Consider the following 18,594-nt stretch of genomic DNA (forward strand, 5'->3'; position numbering starts at 1 on the left):
GCCAGGTGACATGGCAATAGCCGCCTCAGAAGGGCGGCTCGGCGTCGATGACCCCCTCTTGCTCCGCCATGATCACGGCCAGCTCGGCGCAGGCGAGCTGCAGCTCGACCTCGATCTCGCGGCGTTCGTCGGGATACACGGCATTCCGCAACTCGGCCCGCAGCTCTTCGATGTGTTGTTCCAGAAGCATCGTCGTCGTCTCCTTGACCTTCGTGAAAGACAACGCGCGCGGTCATGAGGGCGTGGCGGGGTCAGGGATCGCTGAACGCGACCGCCAGCGGCGGCGAGTGGGGGTGCCGATTTTGTCGGAGTGCCGGGAACCGAAGCGGAGGCAAAATTGGGGGCGCCGCTCGTCCTTGAGGCCGTCACGCCCTCATGACATCATCGGACGGACTGAGCAGACATTTCCTCTCCGTATCGCACCCGAACCCGAGGCGGGCTCGATGCCCGTCTTCGGGTTACTGATACGTGAACAGTTCAATAACTGTGGAGATCCCGGACTTTCCGAACGATTTGCCGCGCGGTGTCGATGACAGACGCGGTCGGCAATGGCAGGGATTCTGCATCTGACACGATGCGGAGAAGAAGATGACCACGACCAATGAAATCGCGGACAAGATTGCAGGCGAGCATGGGCTCACCAAGGTTCAGGGAAAAGCTATCGTCGAGGCGGTGATCGCTTCGATTACCGAAGCGGCCGTGGCCGGTAACGAGACGTCACTGCCGGGCTTCGGAAAGTTCAAGGTAAAGGAAACGCCGGAGCGCGAGGCCCGCAATCCTGCGACCGGCGCAACGATCAAGGTTGCCGCCGCGAAAAAGCTGGCATTCACGCCCGCCAAGGCGCTCAAGGACGCGCTGAACAAGTAATCTTGTTCGCCAGGCAAAAAAATCACCCGGCAACGCGCCGGGCCATTTTCGTTTGGTCTCGAGTCATTGGGCGGATGTCCGATTGCGAATATCCTGGATGATCGTGTCGCTGACCGCCTGATGCACTTCACGGACATGGTCTTCCAAGAGCTTGTAAAGAATGCCCGAGGCCAACGGTATGAAGTCGAGACCGCTTGCGATTGCCGCGGTCCTCAGTTGCGACAGTGTTTCGAACTCCCGGAAGTCCGTGCCCAGCCAGAGTTCAAGATCCTCGCCATCCGCGTCTGGAAATGCCTGGAGGAAGAACGTCTGAAGCAGACGGTCGTAGCCGATAATGGCATCCAGATCGGCGTGGCGGGATGCAGTTCGGGTGACAGTCGTCGTGTAGCGGCTCATGGCGGCCGCCTTTGGAATAGGAACGCCGGCCCCGATTGCGGGGCCGGCGGTCAGGTTCAGGCAGGGCTGTTCCAGAGGATGACCTTCTTGCCGGGCTCGCCACCGGGCGCCGGGGCGACGTTCCCGAAGATCACGCCGATCTCGGGAGCTTCGATCTTCGTGGAGATGTATTCCTCGCCGGTTTGGCGGGAGATGCGGTTCCAGCCTGCGCCGATCTCAAAGCCGGTCTTGCGGTGGATGATGCGGTAGTCCGGTGCCTCGTCGCTCGCCTTGCTGGTGTTCGGAACGAGGGCGATCAGGGCGTTGACCCGGATGGTGGCGAAGACGCCCTCGAGAGTGCCGTCGGCCTTTTCGGTGAGGGTTGCGATCGTGGTAGCCATGGGATTGTCTCCTTCGTTGCATCGGGACCATTCCCGATGGCGCCCGAAGAAGGGGCTGCGCCGCAGGCGTCACCGAAGCTTAAGCGTAGGGGAACCCCCTTGCGGGGTTGACGCTGATCGCGGCCGGTCCCTTAGAAAGGCGACATAAAGAACGGGAATGGTCCTTGATTGCGACGTCGGCAGGAGACCTTGCATTGGCTTCCCGTCGTGGACCCGCCGACTGCCGCGCTCGTGTCCTCCGTCGGGGGTATCCGGGTCAACGGGCGCTGGCCTTCAACCAGATGGACGAGGCGCGAGCGATCAGCACCGTTCCAATCCCATCGTCATTATCAGAGTTGGCTTTGGTCGGTGTGGCGCTCGAATTGCCGTGCACTCTGACGCGACTGCAGCTCGAATGAAGTGAGGTCACTATACCGGCTTGGTTTCTGGGCGTCGCTCCTGCGCCGTCGATGATCAGGAAACGTGGAGCTGCCGAGAACATCCGGCAGTCGAAGAGTTGCCACTGCGAGAACCACCGCCGACGTGAGGATGGCGCTGACGATCCCATCCCCAGAGACGCGGAGACGACCGCTTCGGCCTGCCGCCTCAATCGAGGCGGTTGACCCGGCCGATTCGGCCGCGCGCGTCGGCAAACAGTCGGGCGACCTTCACCATGAAGGATTTGCTGAAGCGGCCGAGGATGTCCTGACCGGGCTCGATGTACCAGGAGCGTTCGACGATATCGTAATTGTATTCGTCGGCGATGATCCAGCACTGCTTCAGATCGCTCAAGCCCGCGCGCTTGCGCTCGATATCAGGGATCTCCAGAGCGATCCGGCCCGTTTGCGGCGGTTGCGTGGTAATGGCGAGTAGCGCCAGATGGTTGTTTCCATCGGCGGCACTTCGGATGGCGATGACGACGCAGACGGGTCGCTGCTTGCGGCCCTCGGTTTCGCCGCGCTGCTGCTGCCGGGCCCAGAGGTAGGGATAGGAGATGACTTCGCCGGGGCGGAATTCATGGCTCATCGTCGTAGCCTTCGCCGCGTGCCAGTCGGGCAAGTGCCTCGTCGAACAGTTCCGCATGCTCGGCGGGCATCTCCGAGACAGCATAGGCGCGGCGCGGATCGCCGCCCGTGCGCATGCGCTCATAGTGCTCGTAGCTCATCAGCACGAAACGCGGCTTCTTGTGCCGGGTGAGCATCACCGGCTCGCGGCTCGCCGCGTCAGTGATATCGCCAATTTGTTTGTTCAAGTCGCCGGTCGTGAACTGCTTCATGGCTATCGTCTCCAATACCATTATCCATATAATCCAATTTCACCATGTTTTCCATCTTTTCCATGTTTAAAGGAAAACGGCGCTCACGCGCCGTCTCCTGAAGCCCGCCAGACCGGGATCCCGAGGCGCCGTGCCTTGTCGGCGAGATTTCCGGTGATGCCGTTTCCCGGAAAGACGATCAATCCGGCGGGCATGACCGAAAGCATCTCGTCGTTGCGCCGGAAGGGCGCGGCCTTCGCATGCTTGGTCCAGTTAGGTTTGAAGGTGATCTGCGTGACCTTTCGGGCCTCCGCCCAGCAGGCGGCGACCCGTTCGGCGCCCTTCGGTGAGCCGCCGTGCACGAGCACCATGTCGGGATGCTTGGCATGTGCCTGATCGAGCTTTGACCAGATCCGCTCGTGATCGTTGTAGTCCATGCCGCCGCAAAAAGCGATCTTGGTGCCGGCCGGGATCAGCACCTCGGTCTCAGCGCGGCGGCGAGCTGACAGGAAGTCCCGGCTATCGATCATCGCCGCGGTCATGTTGGCGTGGTTGACTTTCGAGCCGGTGCGCGGCCGCCAGGACGAACCGGTCTGCGCCTCGTAGAGATCGGCTGCATAATCTCGCATGAACTCGAAGCTGTTTCTGCGCTCCAGGAGCGTGATGCCCTCGGCGACGAGGCGTTCCAGTTCGACGCTCTTCACCTCCGAGCCGTCCTGTTCGCGCTGGCCGGTGCGCTGCGCCTCCTCGTTGCGATCGAGTTCGCGCTGTATACGCTCGCCAGCCCGGTGGAAGAGATTGGGGATCGACCAGAACAGGTGCTCGAGATCGGGCTCCAGGCGGGTGTCGCCGAGCATCTCGGCGAGGGCATCGAAGATCGCGGTGATCGACGAGCGGACCTGCGGCTCCTCCGGCAATGCCCGCGGATCGGGCTCGTCCTGGAAGGGACGATAGCCGAAGACCTGCATCTCGTAGATGAAGCGATCGGTCGGGGAAGACTGGTGGTGGGGCTCGAAGGTGTCGTCGGGGGGAAGGAACAGGTCCATGATGGTCTCCGTATGGTGGGCCGCGCCTCTCGCGGCCTGACGGCGAACCCGGCCACGCGGGTCGAGGCCGGAACCGCAAGCAAGGCGAAGCGGCCCAGCGAAGCGCCGGGCGGCTGAGGGAGGGTTTCCTGATCCGCGAGGAATGCCAGACCGCACCCGCGGTCTGGCAGGGGAAGAAACCCGACCGACCCGCTGAAGGCCCGGAAGACCGCGTGATAAGGGTCGCCTCTCGGCAGGCCCGCGGGCGCGCGTCAACACTGGAGCCGGCGCCCGGAGCCCTCCTTCGCCATGCAGCGGCAGTCCCGCATGCCCCGTCGGGCAAGCCTCGTCAGTATAGGAACGCCATCGCATCTTCCGGGGTGAGCTGCGCCCACAGGTTTGCGGTCAGCCGGTCCGGACCTAGCCACCGCAAATCCTCGTTGAAGTCGCCGAGCTCCGGGGACAGCACCAATGGCATGATCCCAAATTCCTGTGCCCGACGGCTCAGTCCCTGGACCGCATGCTGGCCGGCCGCATCCGCGTCGGCAGCAATATAGATGCGTAGGCATCCGGGCGGAAACCGTAATGCGGCAAGGTGGTTGGCCGTTAGAGCGGCGGCGATCGGCATATCGGGCATCACCTGTGAGAGCGACAGCATGGTTTCGAGTCCCTCGCCCGCAGCCATGATCGATACGGGATGCTTTACCGCAAACCCGAAGCGGACGGCATTGCCGAGCAACCGGCCGAGAGCACGACGCGGATCGTCCACCTTGGCCTTGCCGCCGCCATCCGGATCGAGCCAGGTGCGATGCACTCCGGTGACGGCTCCGGCAGGATCGGTCACGGCCGCGACGAGAGCGGGAAAGCTAGTCGTCTGGGCGGTGACGAGGTCGCGATAATAGCAGGACGGATGAAAGCGCAGAGCTGCATGTTCGGATGCCCGTAAAATGCCGCGCTCGCGCAGATACGTTTCGGCAAGGGTGCCCGCCAGCGGCTGTGTCATCCGAAGCAGGCGCCGTGCCCGTTCACCCGCGGGCCGTTCGACGGGTGCAGAATCCCCTGTGTCAGGCCTTCGAGACGACACTGATCCCGGCCGAGGCAGGCTGAGGAAACGACGCACCTCCTCGGCGACGTCATGGAAATTGATGAGACCGCAGGCCTCGCGGACGAGATCGAGCAGATCACCGAACTGTCCGGTCGCCGCATCCGTCCATCGGCCAGCCCGCGGGCCGACCAAATGCACGTAAAGGGACCGGCCTTTTGTGTTACCGATATCGCCGACAAGCCAATAGTTGCCGGCACGGCGACCGGCCGAGAGGTAGTGACGGCAAACTGCCTCCGCGTCCTGCGCGAGACGGTCCGCCAAATCGGAGGCGGAGAGCATGGCAGATCTCCGTCACGAGCGGCGCGCGATGGCGATGAGGCGATGACCATGCGTCAATTTCGAAAGGATTACCGAATCCTCATCGCTCACCGGTACGAAGAAGCGGATCTCGCAGGCGATCATCTCGGAGAAGAGCCCATAGGTGAATCCAATTATCTCGATGCGGTAATCGTTCATTTCCGGTACCCGCCGCAGCGTCATGTCACCAGCAAGGCGGACGACCGAGGCTCCATCGACAAGCGACACCCAGGCTTGCTTGGGTGCGATCAGTGTCGACCGCCCGATGCCGAAGTTACGGTAAAGAACGGCAAGCTGGCCCGAGGCGATGACATGGCCAACGATGCGCTCGCCAGTCTGGAGACGCCGCATGCGGCACACATTCTGCGGCAGCATTTTCCAGATCGGCAGCGGTAATCCGCTAACGATATGCATGATCGAGCAGTGCGCGGCGGCGGCATCAAAGATGGGGCCGATGCAGTTGAGTACGAGCGAATGAGCTGCGGCGTTGGCCGCCGGATTGAAAATCACTGTCATGGTGAACCTTATCGGGGAGCGATGAATGAACCGGCCCGCCGGCACGCTCTCAAAGCCCGCCAAGCCAACCCTTTCCAGCCCTCCTCTCCCTCTCCGATAACCGTCGTGGTGAATGGGCCGGCCGTCACTGAGCCGGCGAAATTCGTGCGGCTGCTTGGCCGGCGACCCACAGCTGCTCCCCGTACCCGTTCGTGGCGGTAATGCCCGTTCCAGCCATCCTCTTCCTAACGGCACCCGAGATTGCTGTGAGGACGCGCTCGACGCCAGGTCGCCAGAATTTGATGCTGTGTTCACCCAACTGATCGAAATCGGATGATGATGAAACCAAGAGGAAAGATGCTTTGAAATCAACAGTGCGCAGGGGGTGCCCAGTCGACGCTCACGTGGTGATCCTGAAGTCTTGATCCCGGATTATCTTTGCGAACACGAAAAGCCCGGCACGAGGCCGGGCGTGAGGATATAAAGGAGTTTCGGGCGAATGCGCTCAGGAGGCACTTTCAAGCAGTTTCTTCGCCTTCCCCTCGAGTTCCAGGCGCGTATCCTGCTGTGTCCTGTCGCGCGCGATCGCCGTGATGCCCTGCACGAAGTCAAAAATTGACTCCGGCGGGCGACCCTCTTCCGATAAAACGGTTTCTATGATCTTGTCAGTCTCACTCTTTGAGAAGCCGCGCCTTCGCAGGAAGCTCTGACGATCCTCATCGTCGCGGGCAACGATACGCTCGCGGGCCGCTTTGATGCCTTCAACGAAAGGTGCGGGAGAGGAACTGGCGAAGGTCTGCAGTGCTGGTGCTGCCTCGTGGGCAAAGCGATCGGCCGCGAACTTCGAGTGCCGGATGGTGATTTCCTCGAAGTTCTCGCTGCCCCAAATATTGCGATTGGCACACACGGCACGCAGGTAGAACGAAGCAATGCCGAGCGACTTCGATCCCACTTCGCTATTCCATGCATAGAACCCTCTGAAATACAAATCGGGTTCTCCATTCGATAGTCGACCGGCCTCAATGGGACGGGTGTCGTCAACGAGAAACAAAAACACGTCGCGGTCCGAGGCGTAGAGCGTGGTCGTATCTTTGGCGATGTCGACGAACGGATTGTGTGTCATGCTTGCCCAGTCGAGAAGCCCAGGCACCTTCCAGATCGTATCGCCTGTCCCATTGCCGGCGATTTTCATGACCGCGGACACGAGTTCATGGTCCCAGATGCGCCCATATTCGGGACCCGTCACCGCTCTTAACTCAACGCGGCCATCGTCCATTTCGAGCGTCTTCACCAACTCCGGCCGATGATTGAGCAGGCCGTGCTGCAGGTTGATGGCCGCGAGTGGCGCAGGAAGCCGGCGCATGTAGGTTGCCGGCGCGCCGACGAGGCTGCATAGTTGACCATAGCTCCAATGCGTCGGCGTGATCGGCTGCTGGTTACCTGGCACGATCAGGTCGAGGCGCTCGGCATTGTTGCGACTCCCCTCGATGCGGATGGCCGAGCTTTCCACCGCACGCGCATGGGCACGCTCGGCGCGCGATTTGACCGCGCCATGAAGTTCGCCGAGCGAAAGGTAGCGCTCGTCGTCTGGTCGGGAAAACCATTCAGACGAGACCCGGCCGATGCGTTGGCCACGCGAGATATCGACCTTGAAACCGGAGGGCGCCGGGCGGGTGTTGGCGATGGGGGTGTTCATTGAAGTGTCTCCTAAAAAGAGCCCGGCGCAGTGGCGGGCCGGATTGATGGAAATGAAAGGGACGGCGATGATCAGTCTGGGTGAAGGCGTTGATGGGCTGCCCCGATTGCGGCTGGCCCTGGAACTCCGACGAGATCCGAGGTGTCGATCGTCGTCGTGATGGCATGCCGGCAAATCGGCAATGACAGCTGGTTTCAATCGTGAAAATCGGCCATTGGACCGCTCCTGGAAATGGAAGCGGCCCGGATCCGAGAGGAGATGGGACGTCAGTTGATCCGAGAAATGCTTATCTGCTCAGTCGAGACACTGCTGCTAGCCGGTCTCGTCCGGCGGCGGTAACCCGTCATCGGCATCACTCTCGGTCGGAAATGCCGCAATTTCGGGTTCCCGGTCTCGCCGGCACCGGTCGTCGCTTCGTCGGGAGAAGCTGCATCTGCGGCGAGACGGAGTGGTTCCGGAGCCACTCGGTGCCGGCCCGGACTGCGCTAAGGGTGGTTTCGGGATGGCCTGTGCCATGTTAGTTGCTCCATGACGGACGGACCGGAGCCTCTCTCCAGCCACTCAATCCGTCACAGCTTTCCCTTCCCTCCTCTCCCTCCCTCACCTTGCCGTTACCCGCTGATGGCCGCGCGAAGCCTCTGTTGCGGCAATAGGTTCAAAATCCGTGACAGGATGACGGATCGAATGCTCACCCCATAGGAGACGGCTAGGCTCGATCTCAGGCCGTTTTTTTTCTCTGGGATATTTTTAGCATGTATCTCGCACCGCTCTATGCAAAGAGCGCGGCGAGCGTCTCCTGCCGGAGTGCCTCACGTTTTTCGCGATCGACATGATGGGCAATCGCATCCCGGGTGATCGAGTTGCAACGAGCCGCGCCGAAATTCTGCCGAGTGCTCTACGCGGTCAATCAGGTCGACGTTGAGTTTGAATGAGGTGGGTGATGCCATACGCTTTCGCAGCAGAGGTAATACGCGATACTAATACTGGGAGTTAAGTGGGCTTCGATCCACGCGGATCAGCAATCGATCGAGCGCAAAAGCAATACCTGCCCATCAGCGTCCGTTGCAGCGCGGCATCAGATAATGCCCCAAGCGCGAAAGCGGCCGCGGCCGGTGATCTCGCGAATGCCGATCTCGTTGATCAAGTTGAGCGCGCCGCGCTGCGTGACACCAAGCTCTCGCGCCACCATGGCGGCCGACACCATCGGGCGCGATAAGATGAAATCGACAAGCCGCGGCAAGCTGCTGTTCGACCGGCGGCCGCGGAAGCGTAGCTCCATCTGCGCGCGCGCCAGCGTGAGGCGGTCGATCTCCTTGAGACCCGTTGCAGCACTTTCCCGCATCGCATCCAGAAACGCCTGCAAGCGCGTGATCCGGTCGCGCGAACGCCGCCGCTCATGGCGGATCTGCTTCAGGCCTGCGTGAAAGGAGAAGAGGTGCGAGGCGAGCTTGCCTCTCGCCCGCAGACTGCTAGCTGCTAAAAGGCCCCCGAGCCAATGCTGGCGGCGCAGCGGCTCGATCCTCTCCCAAGCATCGAAGAGAAGGGCGGCTGCGAGACTTGGCGGCAGCTGGTCGGCGAGCGGGATCAGACCACGCCATTCCTGAAGCCGCTCCTCCTCGTTCCATTCGTCGTCGCTGAAGAGGCCAAGCGGATCATCGTCGTATCTTGCCGTGGCCTCCGTTGACGGTTCGTCTGCAACGAGCTTTCCGGCATGGCGATCGAGAAGCCTCTGAGAACGTGCAAGTAGGGCATCAAGCTCAGCGATTTCGGCGGCGAGCGGCGCATCGTCATCCCGAGCGTCACCGTCCCTCTCCATAGGCGCAAGGTTTGCCCCCTCCTGTGCTCTCCCCTCCTCTTTGAGAGCATTGGCAGTGAGCAAACCAAGGCCAACCGGACTCAAGGGCCAAGCCGGATCGGCCGTCTCGATCCGCCGCCGGATTCTGAGAACCGAATGGGCGATCGTCAGTTCATGGCTCGGGGCACGGCTGTCCATATGAGCGTCGTGCAGTACGAGATCCTCGACATGAACAAGTTCGCCTGCCACCCAAAGGGCGCCGGCGGCATCAAAAAAATGATTGCGTTCGGCAAAGCCGCGCCCGACCGGTGAGCGCGCTACGCGCTCATCGAGCCGCGCCAAGGCATCCTCGGCCGCGGCAATGGCGGGAAGCAACGTCTGGAGCGTTGCCGCATCAATATCGTAGCGCATTGTAAGCTTTGATAGATTCCGACAAAGGGAAGCCAACCGTTTATTTGCTTCCGTCAGTTATCGCACGGCAGAAATACGCCGACAACGACATACGGGACGCTGCAGCAGTTTTCACCCGTTTTTTGGATCGGATTATCGGACTGCATCGATCAACATAGAGAGGAAGCCATGCGCTGCTGCAAACGCGCCAACGGCCCCGCCCCTATTTTGTCCCGCCTTCGCGGCCTATTTTCCCGCTTCTTGCTTACTGACCTTGTAGGCTTCATAGAGCTCGTCGAGGCGGCCTGAGAGATAGGCGCCAAAATCCGGCGCTTCGGCGGTCTTCAAGGCGATCGTGAAGGACGTGCCGGAGTTTTTGATCCGCCCGGAGATCTTTCCGCCACTCGCTGGCTTCCAGTCATATTCGACCCTCTCGGCCTTGACTTCTTCCTTCTTGGAAAGCTCGGCAACCAGCAGTTCGAAGCGACGGTCGCTTTCAACGGCATTAAAGGTGGAGGATTGGATCAGCTTGTTCAGACGCGAGGCAGCCGCGTCGGTCCAATCCTGGGCAAGCGCCATCCATCGCCTGCGGCCGATGCCGGGAGCGGCACCAACGGCCCGGATGATGTCATCAGGAATGGCCTTCGCCACCGAGATGAGCTTCGACAGTTCCGTCTTGTCGGTCGAGAGCGCCTTCATGATGACGGGCCGGTCGAACTTCTTCAGTTCGAGATTGAGTGCAAAGACCGCCCGCTCGATATAGGAGAGATTGCGCCGCGCCGAGTTTTCGATGCCCTGGGCGATAACGAGGTCGGTATCGTCGAGCTTGCGGATGATCGCCTGCACCTTGCGGCCAAGCAGTTTGACTGCCTGCAGGCGGCGATGACCATAGGCGATCTGATAGCGCCCGTCATGATGCGGGTTGCGCCGCACCAGGATCGGCACTTCCTGACCGCTTTCGGCAATCGACTGCACGAGTTCGTCTTCCATATCGAGCGGCTCGTCAGCAATACGATCGCGAATGAAAGAGGAGTCGATCAACTCGGGATCGAGCTCGACAACATGCTCGCCAGACAGCAGGGCTTCCTGCATTGCCCTGCTCTCTTCCTCCATACGGCCGAGCGTCAGCGCCATGGTGCGCACGGGACCCGCCGAGCCGCGGGCACTCGTCTCCTCGAAGTTGGCCGCGGCCAACTCCTGAGCTGTATCGGTAAACAATCCCTTCAGTCGATCTCGTCTGCTCATCTGCGACCCCACGCTTTATGAATGCTGGCAAGAATCTCGCCATTGGCGGCGTTAACCGATTCCAGTGCCCGGTCATAGGTGGAGCGGCGAACCTGCCCCTTCTCGATTTCATAAAGGGTCTGTTTGGTCAGACCCGCATCGGCAATCGCCGTCGACTTTAAAATGGTCGCTGTCAGCACGTCGTCCCCGAAAAGGCTCCGCAAAAGCGCCACGATCTGCGATTGCGGCGCATCGAACGGTTCGTGGCGCGTAACGACATACTTGATGAAATCATGCTGCAGGTCGCCACCGGCGTTGCGCACCACTGAAAGGAGATCAGATGTCATCAACAGGAATTGCGACATAGAGGCGACATCGACCATCTGCGGGTGAATGGTGATCAAAAGCGATGTCGCAGCGCAGACCGCGCCCAGCGTCAGATAACCGAGCTGCGGCGGGCAGTCGATGACGACGATATCGTAATCCTGCTCGACCTCGGCAATGGCGTTGCCGACGCGCCGGAAGAACAATTCTTCCGGCCTCTGGCGATCATTGAGGGCGCGGGGCGTTTCATGCTCGAACTCCATCAGTTCGAGGTTGCCAGGCACCATATCCAGACCGGTGAAATAGGTCTTGCGGATGATATTTTTGAGCGGCCGCCGCTCGGCGTCGTAGCGAATGGCGCCATACAGTGTGTCGCCCTCCGCGAGGTCGAATTCCGGCTGGACACCGAGCAAGGAGGACAGCGAAGCCTGCGGATCGAGATCGATCGCCAGCACGCGATAACCCTCCAGCGCCAGATGCTGTGCCAGATAAAGCGTGGTCGTGGTCTTGGCCGAACCGCCCTTGAAATTGGTAACAGCGATAGTCTGAAGCTTCTCTCCGTCCCGGCGGCTGGGCAGATAGGAGAGTGCATCCTTCGGTTTGATCTTCGCCATGTGCCGGCGCAGTTCATTGATCTGGCCAAGCGTGTAGGAACGGCGGCCATTGTGCGAGACATCCGGCTGCGGGCCTTTGCCATCGAGCGAAAGCTGGCGAAGATAGCCGTCCGACACGCCGATCATCTGCGCCGCTTCGCCTGACGTGAATGTCCGGAGCGTCTTTTGTGACAGCGGCGGAAAGAGCTTTTCACGCAGCAGCTTCAGCTGCCGTGAGAGCTGGGTGGCGTGGCGCTCAATGCGAAGGTCTGTCGTCGATACGCTAATATTGTCCAAAACACTTGCCCCTTCCTAAAGCGCTTTTTCATCAACATAGCGGTAAAAAGCGTATCGAGGATGACATGATTCGGTATGCGCAACAATAAACGCCTCACTAACCACACAGAAAGAAAGTTGGCCGCGGCCAACTCGTAACCCGCCCTTGCGAAAAACCGGCTTTAGCGGCACAACCCGCTCGAAATGATCAAGGTGAAGAGCGTGAGGCACATCCATATTATCGGCATCGGCACGGGAAACCCTGAACATCTGACCGTGCAGGCGATCAATGCCATGAACGCGGCGGATGTCGTTTTCATCCCGACCAAGGGGGCTGAGAAGGCCGATCTCGCAGAGGTCCGCCGGGAAATCTGCGCCCGCTATCTGACCCGCCAGGGCGTCCGCATTCTTGAGTTCGAAGTGCCGAAGCGCAGCACACAAGACCGGAGTTACAGTGAGAGCGTCGACGACTGGCACGCCGCAATTGCCAGGATTTATGGGGCTCTGATCGCTGATCTGCCCGAAACGGGTGCCGGCGCCTTCCTCGTCTGGGGCGACCCGAGCCTCTACGACAGCACGATCCGCATCATCGAACGAGTGCGCAATTCAGGTGCTTGCGCTTTCGACTATAGCGTCGTTCCCGGTATCACCAGCATCCAGGTGCTGGCGGCGAGCCATCGCATTCCCGTCAATCTCGTCGGCAAACCGGTAGAGATCACCACCGGCCGGCGGCTGGTGGAAGAAGGGCTGACGCACGAGAGTACGGTCGTGATGCTCGATGGCGAGCAGGCCTTTTCGAAAATCGATGATCCGGATGTCGAGATCTTCTGGGGTGCCTACCTCGGCACGAAAGACGAGATCATCCGCTCGGGCCGTCTTGGCGATATTGCCGGCGATATCGTCCGGCTCCGCGCCGAGGAACGGGCGCGGCATGGCTGGATCATGGACATCTACCTCCTGCGCAAGGGACGAGATTTCCGGGAGTGAATACATCGATCTCGCTTTGCCGCGCCCGCGGCGATCATGTATGACATGCGCTCAAAGGATGAATGGATGCGCGGTGCCGCCGGCAAGATCTCGGATGTGGGCAGGCCTGATATGGCAGGTATGCAACGCGGCGCTTGCCCGGCGCTCGCCGCGCCCATGCAAACCGGCGACGGTCTGCTCGTGCGCCTGCGGCCGGCCGGTGGTGCGCTGACGCTCTCCCAGTTTCGGGAACTCGCCTCGGCGGCGGCGCGACATGGAAACGGCATTCTGGAAATCACTGCCCGAGGCAACCTGCAGATCCGCGGCCTTCGCCCCGAGACAGTCGGATTGCTTGCAGCCGATATCGATGCCGCCGGCATTATCTTGCCTGACGGCGTGGCAATTGAGATCTCGCCGCTGCACGGCGTTGATGCCGATGAGATCACCGACGCGGCAGAGATGGAAGCGACATTGCGCAGCACGCTTGGCGCCCTTCTGAACCATCCGCATCTCGCCCCGAAACTCTCCGTTCTGATCGACGGTGGCGGGCGGTTTGCGCTTTCCGCCGTGATTGCCGATATCCGGATCGTCGCGCAGCAGCCCGGACAATGGCTTCTTGCCGTAGCCGGCGATGAAGAGACGGCGATGCCGCTGGCGCTCGGCGGGCCGGAGGTCGTGGTGGCTGCGGCGAGTGAGTTGCTTCGGATGCTGGCGACGCGCGGCAGGCAAACACGCGCCCGCAATATAGACGCAGCAACATTACACACCCATTTCCCGCAGACCGATAGCATCCGATCCATCCGTCGGGCACCAAAGAAATCGTCCTATGTCGGCGTAACAAAGCTCGCGACCGGCAATGCCGTACTCGGCCTGCGGCTGAAATTCGGCCAGACCAGGGCTGCCGATCTGATCTCCTTTCTGGCATCAGCCGGAAGCGGCGGCGCGCGGGAAATCCGGCTGGCGCCGGATCGAGGCTTCTTCCTGATCGGCCTGTCCGAGGCAGCAATGCCAACTGTGCAGCAAGCTGCTGTCGACCTTGGCTTCAGCATCAGGGCGAATGAGCCAGCAGAGCAGATCGCAGCCTGCGCCGGGGCGGGGGCCTGTGCCTCCGCCTTCTACAATACCAGAACCCTTGCCGGGCAGTTGATGGACCGCGTCCCCGATCTCTTCGACGGATCCCTCAAACTTCATCTTTCCGGCTGTGCGAAAGGCTGCGCGCATCGGCATGCCGATCTCGCGATTGTCGGTTCCCCCGACGGGTACGGCTTCGTCCTTGATGGGCTTGCCGCCGACAGCCCGGCCGCAAGGATTGCTGGCGAAGGGATCGATTTCGCTATAGAGAAGCTCGCCCGGCTGATCGAAGACCAAAGAGGTGCCGGCGAGTCGAGCGCCGATTGCCTGAAAAGGCTTGGGGCCACCGCCCTCGCCGAGGCGCTGCAACAGGAATAAAAATGCCAGACTACGATTACATCCGCAGCGGAGATGCGATCTATGAGCGCTCCTTCGCGATCATTCGCAGCGAAGCCGACCTATCACGTTTTTCGCCGGAGGAGGCCGATGTTGCCGTGCGCATGATCCATGCCTGCGGTCTGGTCGAGGCGGCACAGAATTTCGTCTTTTCGCCTGACTTCGTCCATGCGGCGCGGATCGCCCTGGAGGATGGTGCGCCAATTTTCTGCGACGCCGAAATGGTAGCGCATGGCGTAACCCGCGCCCGCCTGCCTGCGAAGAACGAGGTAATCTGCACGCTGCATGATCCGCAAACACATGAGCTCGCCCGCGAGACCGGCAACACGCGTTCGGCTGCTGCCCTGCATCTCTGGCTCGATCGGCTCGGCGGCAGTATCGTTGCAATCGGCAATGCGCCGACAGCCCTCTTCCACCTTCTCGAATTGCTCGGCGACGGCGCGCCGAAGCCGGCAGCAATCATCGGCATGCCCGTCGGCTTCGTCGGCGCTGCCGAATCCAAGGATGCTCTTGCGGAGAATTCCTACGGCGTCCCCTTTGCGATCGTGCGCGGGCGTCTCGGCGGCAGCGCGATGACGGCGGCAGCCATCAATGCACTGTCGAGGCCCGGCCTGTGAGCGGCCGTCTGATCGGCGTCGGCACTGGACCCGGCGATCCTGAACTCCTGACACTCAAGGCTGTGCGCGCCATCAAGAGCGCCGACGTCATCGCCTATTTCGCCAAACAGGGCAGGGGCGGCAACGGCAAGGCGATTGTCGAAGATCTGCTGAAGCCGGGCGTCGAACTGCTGCCGCTCTACTATCCGGTTACGACCGAGATCGACAAGAACGACCCGCTCTACCAGAGCCGGATCGCCGATTTCTACGATGCCTCCGCTCAAGCCGTTGCGCGCCAGCTTGATGCAGGGCGCCTGGTTGCCGTCCTCAGCGAGGGCGACCCGCTGTTCTACGGGTCCTACATGCATCTGCATGTGCGGCTCTCACCGCATTACCCGACCGAAGTCATCCCCGGTATCAGCGCCATGTCCGGCTGCTGGTCGTCGGCGGGCATGCCGATCGTGCAGGGCGATGACGTACTTTCCGTGTTGCCGGGAACGATGGCCGAACAGGAATTGACCCGCAGGCTCACGGATACCGAAGCCGCCGTCATCATGAAGGTCGGACGTAACCTGCCGAAGATCCGTCGCGCCCTAGAGGCCGCCGGCCGTCTTGACGGCGCCCTCTATGTCGAGCGCGGCACGATGGCAAATGCTGCCATGGTAAAACTCGCCGAGCGCGACGAGACCGAGGCGCCCTATTTCTCGCTGGTGCTCGTGCCCGGCTGGGAGGCCCGGCGATGAGCGGCCGGCTCTTCGTGATCGGCACCGGTCCCGGCAATCCGGAACAAATGACGCCGGAAGCCCGCGCAGCCGTCGAGGCGGCGACCGATTTCTTCGGCTATGGCCCATATCTCGACCGGCTGACACTGCGCGCCGGCCAGGCCCGGCATGTTTCCGATAATCGGGAGGAGCTGGACAGGGCAGGTGCCGCACTGACAATGGCCGCCAATGGCGCCGATGTCTGCGTCGTCTCCGGTGGCGATCCCGGTGTTTTCGCCATGGCTGCTGCCGTCTGCGAGGCGATCGATAACGGACCTGCAGAATGGCGCGGCGTCGATCTCGTTGTCCTGCCCGGCATCACTGCTATGCTCGCGGTCGCTGCCCGCGTCGGCGCGCCGCTCGGCCACGATTTCTGCGCCATATCGCTCTCTGACAATCTGAAGCCCTGGCCCGTTATCGAGAACCGCCTGGAACTTGCGGCACGGGCGGGATTCGTCATCGCCCTCTATAATCCGATCAGCAAGGCGCGGCCCTGGCAGCTGAGCTCCGCTTTCGATCTTCTGCGCCGGCATCTGCCGCAAGCGACACCGGTTATCTTCGGCCGGGCAGCGGGGCGGCCCGACGAGCGGATCATTGTGCGGCTACTTGAGACGGCCGATGCCAACATCGCCGACATGGCAACCTGTGTCATCATCGGTTCGCCCGAGACGCGGGTGATAACCCGCAAAGGGCAAGCGGACCTCATTTATACGCCGCGCTTCATGGCCGGAGACAAGAGATGATCGATCGCTTCAAGCGCCGCTTCGACCGTTTCGACCGATCTCATGGCGGCAGCGGGCGCGCGGGCGATGACGATGCACTTAGCGCCAAGCAGGCGCCCAGCCTCGATCTTGGCATAGGCCGCCGAACCGCCGCTGTTCTTGGTGATGATGGTGTCGATGCGGTGTTTCCGCATGAGCTCAATCTCACCTTCGAGCGTGAAGGGGCCACGGTCGAGCACATATTCCACGTCGGCAAGCGTAAGCGGCGGGTCGACGGGATCGACGCTGCGCACCAGATAAAAATGCTGCGGGGCGACCTCGGCATGGTAAGCGCTCTGGCGACCCGTCGCCAGGAAGACGCGGCGAGGGGCGGGGCCGAGTGCCGCGATGGCAGAGGGTATGTCGGCGACGGTATGCCAGTGGTCGCCGGGTTCAGGCACCCACTCGGGACGGACGAGCGCGATCGCGGCAATGCCACTGCGTTCGACTGCCGCCGCGGCATTGGCGGAGATACGTTCGGCGAAGGGATGAGTGGCATCGACCAGCAGGTCGTAGCGTGCGGCCATCAGGAAATCGGCGAGGCCCTCGGCGCCACCGAAGCCACCGATACGAACGGGAACGGGCTGCGGAGCAGGGGTCTCCGTGCGGCCGGCGAACGACAGCAGGATCTCGAGATCGTCTCGCCTGGCGAGTTCGGCGGCAAGCCTGCGCGCTTCGCCCGTGCCGCCCAGGATCAGAATGCGGGTCTTGTCCATGTCTGATTTGTCTCCCGCCGGCCGGCGCTGGCTCACTCTTATCGGCATCGGCGAGGATGGTCCAGCAGGACTTGGCGATGAGGCCAAGCGTCTGATCGCTGCCGCCCCCGTCGTCTTCGGGGGCGCGCGCCACCACGATCTTGCCGGCGCGCTGATATCGGGCGAGCGCCTCATCTGGCAGAACCCATTCGAAAGATCGGTCGAAGCGATCCTCGCGCGGCGCGGTACGCCTGTCGTCGTGCTGGCTTCGGGAGATCCTTTCCTCTACGGCGTCGGAGCGACGCTCTCGCGCCATGTCGCGGCAGAGGAGATCTACACCATTCCTGCGCCCTCCGCCTTCAGCCTTGCAGCCTCGCGCCTCGGCTGGCCGCTGCAGGAGACAGCATGTATTTCGCTGCACGGGCGCCCGCTCGACTTCATCCGCCCGCATCTGCACCCCGGCAGGCGCATTCTGGCGCTGACATCGGACGAGAAGGGACCGGCGGCGCTTGCCACGCTGCTTGCCGCCGATGGTTTCGTCGACACGCGGCTGACGGTTCTGGAAGCGCTCGGCGGCGAACGCGAGAGGATCAGAAGCACGTCAGCAGGGAATTTCGAGCTTGCCGATATCGCGCCTTTGAATGTCTGTGCGCTCGATGTTGTCGCGACGCCGGGTGCGCGCATCCTGCCCTACATATGCGGGCTCGAAGACGACCTCTTCGAGCATGACGGACAGATTACCAAACGGGAAATCCGTGCCGTCACGCTTTCAGCGCTGGCGCCGCGGCATGGCGAACTGCTCTGGGATATCGGCGCGGGCTCGGGATCAATCGGCATCGAGTGGATGCTTGCCGATCCGTCGCTCAGGGCAATCGCCATCGAGCAGGCGTTGGAGCGTGCTGCCCGCATTGCCCGCAATGCCGCAGCCTTCGGGGTGCCACAGCTTGCTCTCATCGAGGGCGCTGCACCTGTCGCATTTGCAGGGCTGCCGGCACCAGATGCAATCTTCATCGGTGGTGGCGGCAGCGGGGATGGCGTGATGAGTGCGGCGATCGCTGCCCTGAAGCCGGGGGGGCGGCTCGTTGCCAATGCCGTGACGCTCGAAATGGAAGCCGTCCTCCTGGCAGAGCATGCTGCCCGCGGCGGCTCACTGACCAGGATCGAAATATCGCGTGCAGCACCGGTCGGCGGCATGAACGGCTGGCGGCCGGCCATGCCTGTGACGCAATGGCGCTGGATCAAGGATTAGAA

Annotated in this window: 20 protein-coding genes; 7 read left to right on the plus strand and 13 right to left on the minus strand. The window is 61.9% G+C overall.

Annotated features, from left to right (window positions below; all coding sequences use genetic code 11):
• Nucleotides 1–25 precede the first annotated feature (25 nt).
• Nucleotides 26–190 carry a hypothetical protein gene (locus FHX15_RS25315; RefSeq protein WP_184401124.1) on the minus strand — a complete coding sequence of 55 codons (165 nt, stop codon included), beginning with the start codon at nucleotides 188–190 and terminating at the stop codon, nucleotides 26–28.
• Nucleotides 191–588: 398 nt separating this feature from the next.
• On the opposite strand from FHX15_RS25315, the gene FHX15_RS25320 reads away from it, so the two are divergent.
• Complete coding sequence (locus tag FHX15_RS25320; RefSeq protein WP_184401125.1) at nucleotides 589–867, plus strand: HU family DNA-binding protein; 279 nt, start codon at nucleotides 589–591, stop codon at nucleotides 865–867.
• A 63-nt stretch (nucleotides 868–930) separates the two neighbouring features.
• Here the strand turns inward: FHX15_RS25320 and FHX15_RS25325 are convergent, their stop codons facing one another.
• The 11 genes from FHX15_RS25325 to repA form a co-directional block, all read right to left on the minus strand.
• A complete protein-coding gene (locus FHX15_RS25325; RefSeq protein WP_184401126.1) occupies nucleotides 931–1,263 on the minus strand; it encodes a hypothetical protein in 333 nt (110 codons plus the stop codon).
• A gap of 56 nt (nucleotides 1,264–1,319) precedes the next feature.
• Complete coding sequence (locus FHX15_RS25330) at nucleotides 1,320–1,643, minus strand: DUF736 family protein (RefSeq protein WP_184401127.1); 324 nt, start codon at nucleotides 1,641–1,643, stop codon at nucleotides 1,320–1,322.
• Nucleotides 1,644–2,228: 585 nt separating this feature from the next.
• On the minus strand, nucleotides 2,229–2,648 hold the full coding sequence (locus tag FHX15_RS25335; RefSeq protein WP_184401128.1) for a hypothetical protein: 420 nt from the start codon (nucleotides 2,646–2,648) through the stop codon (nucleotides 2,229–2,231).
• A complete protein-coding gene (locus tag FHX15_RS25340; RefSeq protein ID WP_184401129.1) occupies nucleotides 2,638–2,898 on the minus strand; it encodes a type II toxin-antitoxin system Phd/YefM family antitoxin in 261 nt (86 codons plus the stop codon). Before FHX15_RS25340 ends, FHX15_RS25335 begins: the two co-directional genes overlap by 11 nt.
• 83 nt (nucleotides 2,899–2,981) lie before the next feature.
• Nucleotides 2,982–3,923, minus strand: coding sequence for a DUF2493 domain-containing protein (locus FHX15_RS25345; RefSeq protein ID WP_184401130.1), 942 nt, complete (start codon nucleotides 3,921–3,923; stop codon nucleotides 2,982–2,984).
• Between the two features lie 328 nt (nucleotides 3,924–4,251).
• A complete protein-coding gene (locus tag FHX15_RS25350) occupies nucleotides 4,252–5,286 on the minus strand; it encodes a toprim domain-containing protein (protein WP_184401131.1) in 1,035 nt (344 codons plus the stop codon).
• Nucleotides 5,287–5,298: 12 nt separating this feature from the next.
• Nucleotides 5,299–5,820, minus strand: a complete 522-nt coding sequence (locus FHX15_RS25355; RefSeq protein WP_184401132.1) for a hypothetical protein — start codon at nucleotides 5,818–5,820, stop codon at nucleotides 5,299–5,301.
• Between the two features lie 484 nt (nucleotides 5,821–6,304).
• The gene (locus tag FHX15_RS25360; protein WP_184401239.1) at nucleotides 6,305–7,495 is read right to left on the minus strand and encodes a DUF932 domain-containing protein; all 1,191 of its coding nucleotides are present in this window, start codon (nucleotides 7,493–7,495) and stop codon (nucleotides 6,305–6,307) included.
• Nucleotides 7,496–8,570: 1,075 nt separating this feature from the next.
• Nucleotides 8,571–9,701 (minus strand): RHE_PE00001 family protein, encoded by a 1,131-nt coding sequence (locus FHX15_RS25365; protein WP_184401133.1) that lies wholly within the window; start codon nucleotides 9,699–9,701, stop codon nucleotides 8,571–8,573.
• A gap of 225 nt (nucleotides 9,702–9,926) precedes the next feature.
• Nucleotides 9,927–10,925: a plasmid partitioning protein RepB gene (repB, locus tag FHX15_RS25370; RefSeq protein ID WP_184401134.1), complete on the minus strand. Its 999-nt coding sequence runs from the start codon at nucleotides 10,923–10,925 to the stop codon at nucleotides 9,927–9,929.
• Nucleotides 10,922–12,118 carry a plasmid partitioning protein RepA gene (gene repA, locus FHX15_RS25375; protein WP_184401135.1) on the minus strand — a complete coding sequence of 399 codons (1,197 nt, stop codon included), beginning with the start codon at nucleotides 12,116–12,118 and terminating at the stop codon, nucleotides 10,922–10,924. The genes repB and repA overlap by 4 nt, the downstream gene beginning before the upstream one ends.
• 201 nt (nucleotides 12,119–12,319) lie before the next feature.
• Here repA and cobF point away from each other — a divergent pair, with 201 nt between their 5' ends.
• The 5 genes from cobF to FHX15_RS25400 all read left to right on the plus strand — a co-directional run bounded on the left by cobF (nucleotide 12,320) and on the right by FHX15_RS25400 (nucleotide 16,630).
• Nucleotides 12,320–13,084 (plus strand): precorrin-6A synthase (deacetylating), encoded by a 765-nt coding sequence (cobF, locus tag FHX15_RS25380; RefSeq protein ID WP_184401136.1) that lies wholly within the window; start codon nucleotides 12,320–12,322, stop codon nucleotides 13,082–13,084.
• Nucleotides 13,085–13,150: 66 nt separating this feature from the next.
• Nucleotides 13,151–14,512: a precorrin-3B synthase gene (cobG, locus tag FHX15_RS25385; RefSeq protein WP_184401137.1), complete on the plus strand. Its 1,362-nt coding sequence runs from the start codon at nucleotides 13,151–13,153 to the stop codon at nucleotides 14,510–14,512.
• Nucleotides 14,513–14,514: 2 nt separating this feature from the next.
• The gene (locus FHX15_RS25390) at nucleotides 14,515–15,147 is read left to right on the plus strand and encodes a precorrin-8X methylmutase (protein WP_184401138.1); all 633 of its coding nucleotides are present in this window, start codon (nucleotides 14,515–14,517) and stop codon (nucleotides 15,145–15,147) included.
• Nucleotides 15,144–15,869 carry a precorrin-2 C(20)-methyltransferase gene (locus FHX15_RS25395; RefSeq protein WP_184401139.1) on the plus strand — a complete coding sequence of 242 codons (726 nt, stop codon included), beginning with the start codon at nucleotides 15,144–15,146 and terminating at the stop codon, nucleotides 15,867–15,869. Before FHX15_RS25390 ends, FHX15_RS25395 begins: the two co-directional genes overlap by 4 nt.
• A complete protein-coding gene (locus FHX15_RS25400) occupies nucleotides 15,866–16,630 on the plus strand; it encodes a precorrin-3B C(17)-methyltransferase (RefSeq protein WP_184401140.1) in 765 nt (254 codons plus the stop codon). Before FHX15_RS25395 ends, FHX15_RS25400 begins: the two co-directional genes overlap by 4 nt.
• Here the strand turns inward: FHX15_RS25400 and FHX15_RS25405 are convergent.
• Complete coding sequence (locus FHX15_RS25405) at nucleotides 16,594–17,364, minus strand: cobalt-precorrin-6A reductase (RefSeq protein ID WP_184401141.1); 771 nt, start codon at nucleotides 17,362–17,364, stop codon at nucleotides 16,594–16,596. The two genes, FHX15_RS25400 and FHX15_RS25405, sit on opposite strands and share 37 nt — an antisense overlap.
• Between FHX15_RS25405 and cbiE the strand changes: the two genes are divergently transcribed.
• Nucleotides 17,363–18,592 (plus strand): precorrin-6y C5,15-methyltransferase (decarboxylating) subunit CbiE, encoded by a 1,230-nt coding sequence (cbiE, locus tag FHX15_RS25410; RefSeq protein WP_184401142.1) that lies wholly within the window; start codon nucleotides 17,363–17,365, stop codon nucleotides 18,590–18,592. The genes FHX15_RS25405 and cbiE overlap by 2 nt on opposite strands.
• The last annotated feature ends 2 nt before the right edge of the window (nucleotides 18,593–18,594 follow it).

The organism is Rhizobium sp. BK650 (assembly GCF_014195325.1).
GTDB lineage: Bacteria > Pseudomonadota > Alphaproteobacteria > Rhizobiales > Rhizobiaceae > Rhizobium.

Excerpts from the sequence above, each read along its gene's own strand:
- FHX15_RS25315 (WP_184401124.1), bottom strand. The coding sequence starts at position 190 with ATGCTTCTGGAACAACACATCGAAGAGCTGCGGGCCGAGTTGCGGAAT.
- FHX15_RS25320 (WP_184401125.1), top strand. The coding sequence starts at position 589 with ATGACCACGACCAATGAAATCGCGGACAAGATTGCAGGCGAGCATGGG.
- FHX15_RS25325 (WP_184401126.1), bottom strand. The coding sequence starts at position 1,263 with ATGAGCCGCTACACGACGACTGTCACCCGAACTGCATCCCGCCACGCC.
- FHX15_RS25330 (WP_184401127.1), bottom strand. The coding sequence starts at position 1,643 with ATGGCTACCACGATCGCAACCCTCACCGAAAAGGCCGACGGCACTCTC.
- FHX15_RS25335 (WP_184401128.1), bottom strand. The coding sequence starts at position 2,648 with ATGAGCCATGAATTCCGCCCCGGCGAAGTCATCTCCTATCCCTACCTC.
- FHX15_RS25340 (WP_184401129.1), bottom strand. The coding sequence starts at position 2,898 with ATGAAGCAGTTCACGACCGGCGACTTGAACAAACAAATTGGCGATATC.
- FHX15_RS25345 (WP_184401130.1), bottom strand. The coding sequence starts at position 3,923 with ATGGACCTGTTCCTTCCCCCCGACGACACCTTCGAGCCCCACCACCAG.
- FHX15_RS25350 (WP_184401131.1), bottom strand. The coding sequence starts at position 5,286 with ATGCTCTCCGCCTCCGATTTGGCGGACCGTCTCGCGCAGGACGCGGAG.
- FHX15_RS25355 (WP_184401132.1), bottom strand. The coding sequence starts at position 5,820 with ATGACAGTGATTTTCAATCCGGCGGCCAACGCCGCAGCTCATTCGCTC.
- FHX15_RS25360 (WP_184401239.1), bottom strand. The coding sequence starts at position 7,495 with ATGAACACCCCCATCGCCAACACCCGCCCGGCGCCCTCCGGTTTCAAG.
- FHX15_RS25365 (WP_184401133.1), bottom strand. The coding sequence starts at position 9,701 with ATGCGCTACGATATTGATGCGGCAACGCTCCAGACGTTGCTTCCCGCC.
- repB (WP_184401134.1), bottom strand. The coding sequence starts at position 10,925 with ATGAGCAGACGAGATCGACTGAAGGGATTGTTTACCGATACAGCTCAG.
- cobG (WP_184401137.1), top strand. The coding sequence starts at position 13,151 with ATGCGCGGTGCCGCCGGCAAGATCTCGGATGTGGGCAGGCCTGATATG.
- FHX15_RS25390 (WP_184401138.1), top strand. The coding sequence starts at position 14,515 with ATGCCAGACTACGATTACATCCGCAGCGGAGATGCGATCTATGAGCGC.
- FHX15_RS25400 (WP_184401140.1), top strand. The coding sequence starts at position 15,866 with ATGAGCGGCCGGCTCTTCGTGATCGGCACCGGTCCCGGCAATCCGGAA.
- cbiE (WP_184401142.1), top strand. The coding sequence starts at position 17,363 with ATGTCTGATTTGTCTCCCGCCGGCCGGCGCTGGCTCACTCTTATCGGC.
- FHX15_RS25405 (WP_184401141.1), bottom strand. The coding sequence starts at position 17,364 with ATGGACAAGACCCGCATTCTGATCCTGGGCGGCACGGGCGAAGCGCGC.